General features: G+C 69.8%; 13 protein-coding genes. 1 reads left to right on the top strand and 12 read right to left on the bottom strand.

All coding sequences use genetic code 11. The annotated features are described in order from the left end of the window. Nucleotides 1-29 precede the first annotated feature (29 nt). The 12 genes from ASG59_RS01305 to tpiA all read right to left on the bottom strand — a co-directional run bounded on the left by ASG59_RS01305 (nt 30) and on the right by tpiA (nt 10,802). Nucleotides 30-791: an ABC transporter permease gene (locus ASG59_RS01305; protein WP_055884185.1), complete on the bottom strand. Its 762-nt coding sequence runs from the start codon at nt 789-791 to the stop codon at nt 30-32. A gap of 2 nt (nt 792-793) precedes the next feature. Next, on the bottom strand, nt 794-1,759 hold the full coding sequence (locus tag ASG59_RS01300; protein WP_055884182.1) for an ABC transporter ATP-binding protein: 966 nt from the start codon (nt 1,757-1,759) through the stop codon (nt 794-796). 145 nt (nt 1,760-1,904) lie between these two features. Then, nucleotides 1,905-2,357, bottom strand: coding sequence for a BLUF domain-containing protein (locus ASG59_RS01295; RefSeq protein ID WP_056284736.1), 453 nt, complete (start codon nt 2,355-2,357; stop codon nt 1,905-1,907). Between the two features lie 315 nt (nt 2,358-2,672). Continuing rightward, nucleotides 2,673-3,047: a hypothetical protein gene (locus tag ASG59_RS01290; RefSeq protein ID WP_056406529.1), complete on the bottom strand. Its 375-nt coding sequence runs from the start codon at nt 3,045-3,047 to the stop codon at nt 2,673-2,675. Next, the gene (locus ASG59_RS01285) at nt 3,044-4,600 is read right to left on the bottom strand and encodes a peptidase S10 (RefSeq protein WP_056406527.1); all 1,557 of its coding nucleotides are present in this window, start codon (nt 4,598-4,600) and stop codon (nt 3,044-3,046) included. Before ASG59_RS01285 ends, ASG59_RS01290 begins: the two co-directional genes overlap by 4 nt. A gap of 56 nt (nt 4,601-4,656) precedes the next feature. After that, nucleotides 4,657-5,109: a DNA polymerase III subunit chi gene (locus ASG59_RS01280; protein WP_056406524.1), complete on the bottom strand. Its 453-nt coding sequence runs from the start codon at nt 5,107-5,109 to the stop codon at nt 4,657-4,659. 51 nt (nt 5,110-5,160) lie between these two features. Further along, nucleotides 5,161-6,330 carry a glutathionylspermidine synthase family protein gene (locus ASG59_RS01275; protein WP_056406522.1) on the bottom strand — a complete coding sequence of 390 codons (1,170 nt, stop codon included), beginning with the start codon at nt 6,328-6,330 and terminating at the stop codon, nt 5,161-5,163. Then, nucleotides 6,330-6,941, bottom strand: a complete 612-nt coding sequence (locus tag ASG59_RS01270) for a DUF1190 domain-containing protein (protein ID WP_056406703.1) — start codon at nt 6,939-6,941, stop codon at nt 6,330-6,332. The genes ASG59_RS01275 and ASG59_RS01270 overlap by 1 nt, the downstream gene beginning before the upstream one ends. Before the next feature lie 105 nt (nt 6,942-7,046). After that, a complete protein-coding gene (locus ASG59_RS01265; protein WP_056284769.1) occupies nt 7,047-7,445 on the bottom strand; it encodes a DUF350 domain-containing protein in 399 nt (132 codons plus the stop codon). 63 nt (nt 7,446-7,508) lie between these two features. Beyond that, nucleotides 7,509-9,137 carry a CTP synthase gene (locus ASG59_RS01260; protein ID WP_056406520.1) on the bottom strand — a complete coding sequence of 543 codons (1,629 nt, stop codon included), beginning with the start codon at nt 9,135-9,137 and terminating at the stop codon, nt 7,509-7,511. A gap of 331 nt (nt 9,138-9,468) precedes the next feature. Beyond that, a complete protein-coding gene (gene secG, locus ASG59_RS01255) occupies nt 9,469-9,897 on the bottom strand; it encodes a preprotein translocase subunit SecG (RefSeq protein ID WP_055884156.1) in 429 nt (142 codons plus the stop codon). A 143-nt stretch (nt 9,898-10,040) separates the two neighbouring features. Continuing rightward, the gene (gene tpiA / locus ASG59_RS01250) at nt 10,041-10,802 is read right to left on the bottom strand and encodes a triose-phosphate isomerase (protein WP_056406518.1); all 762 of its coding nucleotides are present in this window, start codon (nt 10,800-10,802) and stop codon (nt 10,041-10,043) included. Nucleotides 10,803-11,056: 254 nt separating this feature from the next. Here tpiA and ASG59_RS01245 point away from each other — a divergent pair, with 254 nt between their 5' ends. Continuing rightward, nucleotides 11,057-12,958 carry a peptidylprolyl isomerase gene (locus ASG59_RS01245; RefSeq protein ID WP_056406516.1) on the top strand — a complete coding sequence of 634 codons (1,902 nt, stop codon included), beginning with the start codon at nt 11,057-11,059 and terminating at the stop codon, nt 12,956-12,958. Nucleotides 12,959-12,962 lie beyond the last annotated feature (4 nt).

Here is a 12,962-nt window from a genome sequence, read left to right as displayed (position 1 = left end):
GCCGACCGGTCCCTCGCCGGGAAGGGGGTTCAGCTCTTCAGCCGATACCCCGTCCGAAAGATCCACGTCACGGCAGCCAGGCACGCGCTCAGGAACAGCAGCGTCATCCCGAGGCTGATCTCGACCGCCACGTCGCCCTTGCCGAAGAAGCTCCAGCGGAAACCGCTGATCAGGTAGACGACCGGGTTGAACAGGCTCACCGCGCGCCAGAACGGCGGCAGCATGTCGATGGCGTAGAAGCTGCCGCCGAGGAAGGTCAGCGGCGTCACCACCAGCAGCGGGACCAGCTGCAGCTTCTCGAACCCGTCCGCCCACAGGCCGATGAGGAAGCCGAACAGGCTGAAAGTGACGGCGGTGAGCAGCAGGAAGACCACCATCATCGCCGGATGTTCGATGTGGATCGGCACGAACAGGGTCGCGGTGGCCAGGATGATCAGCCCGATCAGGATCGACTTGGAGGCCGCGGCACCGACGTAGCCGAGGACGATCTCGAAGGGCGAGACGGGGGCCGACAGGATCTCGTAGATCGTGCCGGCGAACCGCGGGAAGTAGATGCCGAAGGAGGCGTTGGCGATGCTCTGCGTGAGCAGCGACAGCATGATCAGGCCCGGCACGATGAAGGCGCCGTAGGCGATCCCGTCCACGGCGGTCACCCGCGAACCGATGGCCGCCCCGAACACCACGAAATACAGCGAGGTCGCGATGACCGGCGCGACGATGCTCTGCAGGGCGGTGCGCCAGAAACGGGCCATCTCGAAGCGGTAGATGGCGGTGACCGCCGGCCAGTTCATGGTCATGCGTCGATCCCTGCGTCGATCCCTGCGCTGGTCCTCGCACCGGTCCTGACGAGGTCCACGAAGATGTCCTCGAGCGAGCTCTGCCGGGTGGAGAGGTCGCTCACCGAGAGGCCGGCGGCGGCGAGATCGGACAGAAGCGTCGCGATCCCGGTCTCGGCGGCCTGCGTGTCGTAGGTGTAGGTGAGTTCGGCGCCGTCCGCCCCGAGGGCGAGGCCGGGATGGGCGGCGAGCGAGGCGGGCAGGGCCGTCAGCGGGCCCTGGAGCTGGAGGATGAGCTGCTTCTTGCCGAGCTTGCGCATCAACTCGGCCTTCTCCTCGACCAGGATGATCTCGCCCTTGGCGATGACGCCGACCCGGTCGGCCATCTCCTCGGCCTCCTCGATGTAGTGCGTGGTCAGGATGATGGTGACGCCCTGGTCGCGTAAGGAGCGTACCAGGCGCCACATGTCCTGGCGCAGTTCCACGTCGACGCCGGCGGTGGGCTCGTCGAGGAACAGGATGCGCGGCTGGTGGCTCAGCGCCTTGGCGATCAGCACCCGTCGCTTCATGCCGCCCGAGAGGGTCATGATCCGGCTGTCGCGCTTGTCCCACAAGGAGAGGTCGCGCAGCACCCGCTCGATATGGGCCGGGTCGGGCTTCAGGCCGAAGAGACCGCGGGTGAAGCTGGTGGTGGCCCACACCGTCTCGAAGGCGTCGGTGGTGAGTTCCTGCGGCACCAGGCCGATCGCCGTGCGTGCGGCCCGGTAGTCCTTGGCGGCGTCGTGACCGTCGATCCGGATGGTGCCGGCACTCGGCGTCACGATCCCGCAGACGATGTTGATCAGCGTGCTCTTGCCCGCCCCGTTGGGGCCGAGCAGCGCGAAGATCTCGCCCTTGGCGATCTCCAGGTTGACGTCGCGCAGGGCCTGGTGGCCGGAGGCATAGACCTTGGACAGGTTCGCGATCGCGATGATCGGCGGCATCGGGTCTCCGTGGGTCGGGAGCGGGCGCCGCCTATACCACGCCGAGGCCGTTCGCGAGGGGCAATCGGCCGGCCGCCGCGTCGCGGCTCCTGTCGGCCTCGGGGACGAACCGGCCCCCCGACGGGTGGCCGGTTCGAGCCGAGCCCTAGCCGGCGAGCCGCTGGCCCTGCCGCTTGGCTTGCTCGAAGGCCTGGAGGTCGAGGGCGAGGGCGACGACCTGTGCGCTCTTGAGGCGCGACGGGTCCATCGCGCTGCCGATCCCGTGCTCCAGGTAGATCTCTTCCATCTCGGGCGTGCGCATGGCCCCACCCATGGTCCAGTTCGGAAAGAGGCGTGCCTCGATATCGCGCACGTTCAGGATGGTCGCCGTGGAATGGCGGGTGTCGCGGGCGATGCGGTTGTAGGTTTCGACCACCTGCGCCTTGTCACCTTCGAGGATCTGTACGAACCACGTCTTGTCGAAGATCAGGAACCCCGTGACCCCGTCGCGGCTGTTGTTGCGCTGGGAGGCGGAGACGATCTCGCGCAGGTTGGTCAACATGGCGCGGTCGCCACCCTGCACCGTGTTGCGGCTGTAGTAGACGAGTTGGTGGATCATGAATGTTCCGCCCCGGGACAGGTTGTTATGGCGTTCTGCGACGCTTGCCCGGACATCGATGGTCGAACGGGCCGTCGTGTCCCAGGGGTGTCACCGACGCACTAAGGATTTCTGAATCGTCTTCCGAATACATGTGTCGAACGAAAATCGATTGCGTTCGGTAGAAACTCGTCGACCTACAACTCGAAATGATTCGGATTGGACATAACGCATGTTAAGGCTACCGCATCTGCCAACGACCCCACGGGGGCGATGGGGACGCTGCGATGCCGGCGTACCCGACGCCCATCCACCCGGTAGGGGATCGACGAGCGATCATGATTTCACGATGCGGTCGAGGCGGGCGTTCACGAAGAAATACAGCTCCTTTGCACCGGGCTCGGCATAGAGCACCTGAACTTCGCGGCCGGCGCGGCCGGCACCCACGAGAACATCGGTGGGCGGCCGGCCCTTGAGACGCACGAGGTCGCATTCGCCGATCCCCGGCTCGATCGCCGTGGCGACGACCGGGCCGGCCTCGGAACAACTGCCGTCCGGGCGCAGCACGGGGCCCGGGGACACCGCTGCTGCGGGGGGCGGCGCCGGAGGGGCTGCGGCCTCGACGGCTTCGGCGGGTCGCCTGTCGGACGCGACGCAGCCCGTCACGGCCACGGCGAGCAACACGGTCAGCACGGAACGAACCGGTTTCATCGGCCTGCCTCACCCTCGCCGGTCCCGGATCGGGCACGGATGGCGGCGGCATAGAGATCGGCGGCATCGCGATGGAACGCGGCGCGGGAATCGGGGCGCGAATAGAACATGTGGCCGCCGGGATAGACCGAGAGGCCGAGGCGGCCGCCGCCGAGCGGCGGCATCTGGTCGATCAGGAGCTTCGAGGTGAAATACGGCGTCACGAGATCCGTGAAGCCGTGGACGACGAGGACGCGCAGACGTCCGTCGAGCGCCATCACGCCGCGCAGGGTGCTCAGGGATTCGGGCGCACTGCGGCCCGATCCCCAGGTCCAGCCGCGGTTGACCGCGTTGTTGAGGAGTTCATAGCGCAGGTCCGGCACCCGGTAGCCGAGGCGCGTCGCATAAAGGTCCAGCATCGCGGTGGTGAGGGGGGCCTGCATTCCGGTGAGCAGGGGGTCCTCGAAGCCGGAGACCGCGGCGGTCGGGTCGGGGTCCCAGCCGGTGACGCCGGTGTCGTAGGCGCTGGCGACCCGGCCTTCGTCGCGGCCGATCTCGCGCTGGACGCTCGCGCCGGACAACCGTCCCGCCTGGCGGCGCACGAACGCGGGATCGAGCCCCGTGAGGGCGCCGACCCTGTCGCCGAGACGGGCGACGGCTTGGCTGTCGCCCGGCCCCTTGAGGAGGTCGGCGATATAGGGGCCGGTGGCATAGGACTCGGCCTCGGCGAGGGCGGCCCGGCTCGGCGTCCGGCCCGCCCGTTCCATCGCGGCGGCGGCCAGCGAAGGCAGCTTGGTCACGTGGCCCCAGGGCGTGGTGCGCGGCGCCTGCAGCCAGGCGAAATCGAACACCGGCGACACGAGGACGAGGCCGGACAGGCCGATGCCGATCTCCTCCTGGAGCTTGGCGGCGATCAAGGGCCCGCGAAAGCCGCCGTAGCTCTCCCCGAGGAAGAACTTCGCGGAGGCGACACGGTCGTTGACCCGCAGGTAACGGGCGATGGCCGCGGCGAGCACCGAGGCGTCCGAATCCACGCTCCAGTAGCGCTTGGCGTCGCCGTCGGCGGCGCGGCTGTAGCCGGTCCCGACCGGGTCGATGAAGACGAGGTCGGTGAAGTCGAGCCAGGTGCCGTCGTTGGCCACGAGGTCCACCGGCATCGACGGGCTGATGCTGGCGCCCTCGAGCGGCAGCCGCCAGGGGCCGACCGCACCGATGTTGAGATAGGCGGAGGCAGCGCCGGGGCCGCCGTTGACCGCGAAGGTGATCGGACGGGCGGGCTCGCCTTCCCTCGGCGCCTGCACGTAGGCGATGAAGGCGATCTCCGCCTGGAGCTTGCCGGCCTCGTCCATCAGCGGCAGGCTGCCGGCGGTGGCCTTGAAGGCCAGCGAGCGCCCGTCCGGCAGGGTGACGGTGTGGTCGGTGGTCACGTTGGCCGGGAGCTTGCGACCCTCGACGGGCCTGGCCTCCGGGCCTTTCCGGGCCTCCTGGGCCGGGGAGCCGTGCGGATTGGCCTGCGCTAGCGCCAGGAGCGGAGCCGCGAGGAGGGCCATCAGGACGGGGATGATGCGGTGCATGCGGGTGTCCCGGCCGCCTCGGCGGCATCCATCGGTGAGGGGCGGTCGTGGGCCGATCACGCCTTCTTCTGCCAGCGGCCGTCGTCGTCCTGCTGCCAATAGGCGAGGACGTGGCCCGCCTCCTTGGCCTGCTTCCACTGCGCCCGGGCGAGCAGCAGCGACTCCTGGTCGGTGCCGTCGAACAGGATGCAGAGGCGCTCGTAGCCCTGCGCGTCGGCCGGGAGCGGCGATCCCTCCACGAGGAAGCGGATCGCGGCGGCGTTGGGGTTGGCCTCCGCCAGCGTCAGGACCACGGGCAGGCCGGCGGCATCCGGCTCGCGGTCGGTGCCGTGGGGGAGAAAGCTGTCGTCAGTGTAGGTCCAGAGCTGATCGTCGAGCGCCTGCAGGCGCTCTTCGGACGAGGCCTGGATCACCACTCGCCAGTCGCGCGCCAGGGAGCGCTCGACGAGGCTGGGCAGCACCTTCTCCAGGGGCTGGCGCTGCAGATGGTAGAACAGGATCTCGGTCACGCCCCGACATATAGGGCCGCCGATGCCTTTGACAGCGCGGCGGCGGATCGATCACGGCGCCTCGATGAGATGGGGCACGAACACGGCCGCGTCCGTGGTGACCGGGCCTTCGGCCTCGCGGATGCAGAGACCCGCGGCGGCATCCCCGACGATCCATGAGCCGACGAGGGGGTGCCGGCCGTCGAAGGCGGGCATCGGGGCCAGGGCTTGGCGGACGAACCCCTCCCGGTCGTAGGGACCGGGCAGGTCGGCGAGCACGCGTCCGTCCCGCACCATCCGCACGTTCGCGCCTTCGCGCGAGTGCAGCGGTTTCCTCACGTAGGCCCCGCCGAGACACGCCGCCTGCGGATCGTCCTCGAAATAGGCCGCCAGCAGGTTGGGATGACCGGGCTCCATCGCGTGGAGATGGACGAGGGCGCCCTTGTTCGAGAGGACCGCTTTCCAGGGCGGTTCGAGGAAACGGGTGGGCGTGTCGCGCAATGCGCCACCGAAGGCGTCGGCGAAGGCCCATTCCCACGGATAGAGCTTGAACAGCGTCGCGATCGGCGCATGTGCCGGATCGATGAAGCGGCCATCGCCGGACAGGCCGATCTCGGCGAGGTCGAGGAAGCGGGTGGCGAGCCCCGCCTGGCGGGCGCAATCCTCGAGGTAGGCGACGGTGCCGCGGTCCTCCGGCGCGTCGGCATAGGCGGTCAGGCACAGGGTGCCGTCGCCGGGCATGCGCCGGAAGCGATCGATCAGGTGTTCATGGACCGCGTTGAACTGGTCCGATCCCGGCGGCAGCCGCCCGGTGGCCAGCATCTCCTCAAGCCAGAGCCACTGGAACACGCCGGTCTCGTAGAGGGCGGTGGGCGTATCGGCGTTGTACTCCAGCAACTTGGCCGGTCCGGTCCCGGCGCCGCCATAGGCCAGGTCGAGGCGGCCGTAGAGGGAGGGGTCTCCCCGCCGCGAGCTGTCGCGGACCGCATCCCAGGCGTGTTCGGGAATCGCGAGGGAGGCGAGGATGCGCTCGTCCTCCACCGCCCTGGCGACGAAGGCGAGGCAGAGGGCGTGGAGTTCGGCACTGGGGCCTTCGATGTCGCGCTCGATCTCCGCCAGCGTGAAGGCATAGGCATGGCTCTCGTCCCAATAGGGCGCGCCGTCGATCGTGTGGAAGGTGAAGCCGTGGGCGCGGGCGGTCCCACGCCAGTCCGGCCGTTCGCCGATGGCGAGGCGGCGCATCAGCCGCCGCCGTGGCCGGACGAGCCGTGCGAGGAGAAGCCGCGCCCGGTCCGGCCGAACCCGCCGAACGAGGCCTGCCGCACCGCCGACGAGGCGACGCGGGCGCTCGACGACGTGCCGCCGCTGGCGGTGACGACCCGCCCGCCCCAGCTCGTGCAATAGCCGCCGTGCCCGGCATGGGCATGGGCATGGGCGGCCTGTTCCGGCCGGTGGTGGTAGATCGGCTGGGGGGTGAGGCCCTGATCGGGCCGACGCCCGAGCAGATAGCCGGCCAGCATCGGCACGAAACGTCCCGTGGCGCTGGCGGCCACGACGGCGCCTGCGAGGCAATGGGCCGGACCGTGATGGGCCTCGCAATCGGGCAGCGACCCGTAGCGCGGCGCCGCCTCCGGATAGGCCTGCCGCGCGATGGCGTAGTCGCGCCGGCAATCCGCCTCGGTACGGATGGCGGCCGACACGCAGGCGTCGGGGCCGGGATAGACGAGCACATCCTCCTCGCGCTGCGTCGGATCGACCTGACCGAGCACGAGGGCCGTGGTTCCCGCTCCGGCCACCAGGGCCAGGGAGACGGTCGCGGAGCGCTTCCGGTGCTTCGAGAACGGCGGTGTCATCGACGGTCGGACCTCGGCGGACGGGTCCGTCTCCCCCACGGCCGGATGCCGCATGGGAGAGGAGCATAGGCGGTTCCGGCCCGGTGAAAAGCCGGGTCTCCCACGTCAGTAGGTCATCGCGGCCGCATCGACGATTCCGCCGGCGACCGAGGCCGACGCCAGGAACGTGGCGGCGGCGACCTCACCGGCCTCGATCCGCCGCGACAGGTCGGGCAGCACCAGGCGCACCAGACCGTAGACCGAGAGCTGGACCACCAGGGCGACGAGGCCCCAGATCACGCAGTCGAGGATGGATTGCGCGTTGAAGATCGAGACCGAGAGCGGAACGGTGTAGCCGACCAGGCTACCGCCCAGGGCGACGGCGGCGGCGAGGTTGTTCTCGCGGATCAGCGCGATCTCGCGGTGGGCCGTGGCGGTGAGATAGACGCCGAGGTAGAGCGCCACGAGGCCGAGCGCGGTGGCGGCGTAGGCGCAAAAGGCCGGCAGGCCGGAAATCGAGACCATCACGGGCTCCTCGTCCGCAGGGTCGACGGCGGATGCTCGGTGGGAGCGATCAGAGCGCCCGCATCACACGAGCCGGCTCTGCTCCATCGCCGCGCCGATGAAGCTGCGGAACAGCGGATGCGGCTCGAACGGGCGCGACTTCAGTTCCGGATGGAACTGCACGCCGATGAACCACGGATGGCCGACGTGCTCCACCGTCTCCGGCAGCAGGCCGTCCGGCGACAGGCCGGAAAAGCGCAGGCCCCTGGCCTCCAGGCACTCGCGATAGGCCATGTTGACCTCGTAGCGATGGCGGTGGCGCTCGGAGATCTCGGTGGTGCCGTAGATCTCGGCGATCTTCGTGTCGGCGTGGAGCGTCGCCTTGTAGGCACCGAGCCGCATGGTGCCGCCGAGGTCGCCCTCCGCCGCGCGCCGCTCCAGCTCGGTCCCGCGCAGCCACTCGGTGAGGAGGCCGACCACCGGCTCGGCGGTCTCGCCGAACTCGCTGGAATTGGCGTCCGGCACCCCGGCCAGCGAGCGGGCCGCCTCGATCACGGCCATCTGCATGCCGAAGCAGATGCCGAAATACGGGATCTTGCGCTCGCGGGCGAAGCGGGCCGCGCGGATCTTGCCCTCGGCACCGCGCTGGCCGAAGCCGCCGGGCACGAGGATGCCGTTGATGCCCTCGAGGAACGGGGCCGGGTCCTCGCGCTCGAACACCTCGGACTCGATCCATTCGAGGTTGACCTTCACCCGGTTGGCGATGCCGCCGTGGGTGAGTGCCTCGGTCAGCGACTTGTAGGCGTCCTTGAGGCCCGTGTACTTGCCGACGATGGCGATGTTCACCTCACCCTCGGGGTTGCGCACCCGCTCCGAGATCGTCGTCCAGCGCGTCAGGTCCGGCTCGACCTCCGGCGCGATGTCGAAATGCGCCAGCACCTCGCGGTCGAGGCCGGCCTCGCGGTAGGACAGCGGCACGTCGTAGATCGAGGCCACGTCCCGGGCCTCGATGACGGCGGTCTCGCGGACGTTGCAGAACAGCCCGAGCTTGCGCCGTTCCTCCACGGGAATCGGACGGTCGCAGCGGCAGAGCAGGATGTCGGGCTGGATGCCGATGGAGCGCAGCTCCTTGACCGAATGCTGCGTCGGCTTGGTCTTCAGCTCGCCGGCGGATGGGATGTAGGGCAGGAGCGTCAGGTGCACGAAGGCGGTGGTGCCGCGCGGCAGCTCCTGGCCGAGCTGACGGATCGCCTCGAAGAACGGCAGGCCCTCGATGTCGCCCACCGTGCCGCCGATCTCGACGAGCACGAAGTCGAAGGCGTCGTTGCCGTCGAGCACGAACGCCTTGATGGCATTGGTGACGTGCGGGATCACCTGGATGGTGGCGCCGAGGTAGTCGCCGCGCCGCTCCTTGGTGATGATGTCGAGGTAGATCCGGCCGGTGGTGATGTTGTCGGCCTTGGTGGCCGGCAGACCGGTGAAGCGCTCGTAATGGCCGAGGTCGAGATCGGTCTCGGCGCCGTCGTCGGTCACGAAGACCTCGCCGTGCTGGGTCGGGCTCATCGTGCCCGGATCGACGTTCAGATAGGGGTCGAGCTTGCGCAGGCGGACCTTGTAGCCGCGCGCCTGGAGCAGGGCCGCGAGGGCGGCCGAACCGAGACCCTTGCCGAGCGAGGAGACCACGCCGCCGGTGATGAAAACGTACCGCGTCATGGGCTTTGGTCCATAAACAAGGGAGGTCGATTCGCCAAACGGCAACGCGACAAAGCCGTGGACGGTCCTTGGCAGAACCGTCCCACGGGTCCGGGCCGCATTGATCGCCGGCTCAGGGCGGGTCTGGAGGGACCCGTCGCAAACGCGACGACCCGATCATCGCTGACCGGGCCGTCGATGGCAGGCGGCAGGCGAACGATCGTCCGCCGCGAGGTCCGTCGTCGCGGCCTAAGCAGGGGCACGTCGGCGAACCGACGCTTCACCCTGCTCGGGTCTTTGGCGTGTCGGCGTGTCGTGACGCCAAACCGGTGACCGCTCTTGCGAACCGTGCTCAGCGCGACTGGGGTGCGTCCGGGGTCGAGGGCTGTGCCGGAACCGGAACGGGCGCGGCGGGCTGGCCCGGCGTCGCGGGGGCGGCGGGCACGCCCTGACCCTGGCGCAGGGTGTCGAGCAGATTGTCGGCGTTGGGCTGGGCGGGCTGCGTGGCGGAGCCGGCACCCTCGATGATCGAACGGGGCGCGGCGGCACGATGCGACATCACCGCCAGGGTCATGCTGGTGGTGAAGAACAGGGCCGCCAGGATCGCCGTGGCGCGGGTCAGCGCATTGGCCTGGCCGCGGCCGGTCATGAAGCCGGAGACGCCGCCGCCACCGCTGCCGCCACCGCCGAGCCCGAGCCCGCCTTCGGACCGCTGCAGCAGCACCACGACGATCAGGCCGAGGACGACGATGAGGTGGATCGAGATCAGGACGGTCTGCATGTCGCTTTACGAAGGTCCGAGGCTCCGCCCGGCGGGGCGACCCAATGGTCGCCGCATCGATGCGGTGCGTCTACGAAAGAAAGCGCTCGTACACGAGATCGGGATGGGCGCCAAATCCCGCAAGGGAGACGGGTCCGGCCAGGTCAGGCGCAGGCCGAGACGATCCCCAGGAAGTCCTCGGCCACCAGGCTGGCGCCGCCGACCAGTGCCCCGTCGACGTTGTCGACCGCCATCAGCTCGCGGGCGTTGCCCGGCTTGACCGAGCCGCCGTAGAGAATGCGGACGTTCTGGGCCTCGACGCCGATGAGCTGGCCGAGCATCTCGCGCAAGGATGCATGCACCTCGGCGATGTCGCGCGGCGTCGGGGTGAGGCCGGTGCCGATCGCCCAGACCGGCTCGTAGGCGATCACGGTGTCGCGGCCGGTGGCACCCTTGGGCACGCCGATGGCGAGCTGGGCCCGCACGATGTCGAGCGCCCGGCCCTCCTCGCGCTCCTCTTGCGTCTCGCCGACGCAGATGATGCCGCACAGGCCCGCACGGCGGGCGCCCAGCGCCTTGGCGTGGACGCCGTCGTCGGTCTCGTGGTGGTAGGCCCGGCGTTCGGAGTGGCCGACGATGACGTAGCGGGCGCCGAGGTCGGCCAGCATCTCCGCCGAGATCGAGCCCGTGAAGGCGCCGCTGGCCTTGGCGTGAAGGTTCTGTCCGCCGATGGCGACGGGCGAATCGTAGGTCGCCGCGACGCAGGAGGCGATCAGGGTGGAGGGCGGGCAGATCAGCACGTCGACACGCTCGCGCATCTGCGGAGTCAGACCGTCACGCACCGCCTCGACGATGGCGACCGACTTGCGCAGGCCGTTCATCTTCCAATTGCCGGCAACCAGCGGACGCCGCACCCGACCCGTCATTCTGTCCCTCATGCCTCGATCTGCCGTCGTATCGGGCGGTCGCCCGCCGCGGCGCGGGCCTAACAGAGCCCTATCGGTGGCGCAAACCGCGCGGCTCCCCGGATTCCGCTTCGCCTTTGCGGATGGCGACCGGATCGGCTATCGGCAGACGCTCCACGATGCCTCCCGCGCGCCGGAGACGGATCACCCGCGATCCGGTCGGTCGCGCGGGGAGGGCGCAAGAGCACCTTTGGTCACGAGCCGCCGAGCGTTCGATGCTTCAGTCCATCCGTACCGCCAGCCGCCATTGGCTCGGCAAGATCGTCCTCGGCGTGATCTTCACCTTCCTGATCGCCGGTATCGCGGTGTTCGGCGTGGAGGAGTTCTTCCGCGGGGGATCGACGAGCAGCGTCGCGACGGTGGGCAAGACGCCGATCACGGCGGAGGCGGTGCGCAGCGCCTACCAGAACCAGCTCCAGCGGTACCAGAGCCAGATGCAGCGCAGCTTCACGCCGGACCAGGCGCGGGCGCTGGGCATCGACCGGCAGGTGCTGGCCCAGCTGATCAGCGAAGCCTCCCTCGACCAGCAGACCCAGCAGCTCGGCCTCGTGGTGCCGGACGCGGCCGTCCTGCGGGCGATCCGCGAGGAGGCCGCGTTCAAGGGCGCCAACGGCAGCTTCGATTCGAGCCTGTTCTTCCAGACCCTGCAGCGCGCCGGCATCACTGAGACGGCCTTCGTGCGCGAGCAGCGCGCCGTCATCGCGCGGCTCCAGCTCGCCGAGGCGGTGGCCGCCGACCTGCACGTACCCGTGGCGATGCGCGAGGCGGTCCACCGCTATTCCAGCGAGCGGCGCTCGGCCGCCTTCATGACGCTGCCGCCCTCCGTGGCCGGCGACGTCCCGGCGGCGAACGAGGACGAGCTCAAGGCCTACTACGAGGAGAACAAGTCCTCGTACCGTGCGCCCGAGACCCGCGCCGTGACGATGCTGATCCTCGATCCGCAGACGATGGCCAAGCCCGACGCCGTGAGCGCCGACGAAGTCGCCAAGCGCTACGAGGCCAACAGAAGCAGCTTCGGCTCGCCCGAGAAGCGCACGATCCAGCAGATCGTCTTCCCCGATGCCGCCGCCGCGGAAGCGGCCCGCAAGCAGATCGAGGCGGGCGAGAAGCCGTTCGAGGCAGTAGCGGCCGAGCGCGGGCTCGACGCCAAGAACCTGTCGCTCGGCACGCTGACGAAGGCGGAGGTCTTCGACAAGGCGGTGGCCGACGCGGCCTTCGCGCTGTCCCTCAACACGGTCAGCGCCCCGGTGCAGGGCCGCTTCGGCAGCGTCCTGCTGCGGGTGAGCGCCATCGTCCCCGAAGACGTGAAGCCGCTGGCCGCGGTCGAGGCCGAGATCCGCAAGGCGATCGCCACCGAGCGCGCGACCCGGGACATCGACGCCGCGCACGACGCCATCGAGGACCAGCGCGCCAACACCAAGCCGCTGGCCGACATCGCCAAGGACCGCGACATGGCGCTCCTCACCGTCCCGTCGGTGGACGCGCGCGGCGCCGACCCCACGGGCAAGACCGTCGAGGGCATCCCGGACCGCGACACGGTGCTGGCGGCGGTGTTCCGCAGTGACGTCGGCGGCGACACCGAGGCGTTGCGCACCAAGTCCGGCGGCTACGTCTGGTTCGACGTGACCCAGGTCGATCAGGCCCGCGACAAGCCCCTGGCCGACGTCCGCGACGCGGTGGCCGCCGGCTGGCGCAGCGCCGAGGTCGCCAAGCGCCTGGCCGCCAAGGCCAAGGATCTCGTCGCCCGCCTCGACAAGGGCGAGGCCCTGGAGACGCTGGCCGCCGAGACCGGCGTGCAGGCCGAGACGGAAACCGACCTCGTGCGCGGGCAGCCCAAGGGCCAGCTCACCGCCGCCAGCGTCGAGCGCGTCTTCGCGACGCTCCTCGACAAGGCGAGCTCGGCGGAATCGGGCGAGTCGCGCGTGGTGTTCAAGGTCACCGGTGCGACCATGCCGGGCCTGGCGCTGGGTAGCCCCACCGACACCGCCATCGAGAGCCGGTTCCGCACCGTGGTCGCCGACGACGTGCTGAGCCAGTACATCGGCGAGGTCCAGAAGGACGCCGGGGTCACGGTCAACCAGGCCGCCTTCCGGCGCGCCATCGGCGGCGAATACTGAAACC

Origin of the sequence: Methylobacterium sp. Leaf466, from assembly GCF_001425565.1 — a bacterium.
Taxonomy (GTDB): Bacteria; Pseudomonadota; Alphaproteobacteria; order Rhizobiales; family Beijerinckiaceae; genus Methylobacterium.
Note: the sequence above shows the minus strand (reverse complement) of the source record. Positions and strands in the feature narration are given on the sequence as shown.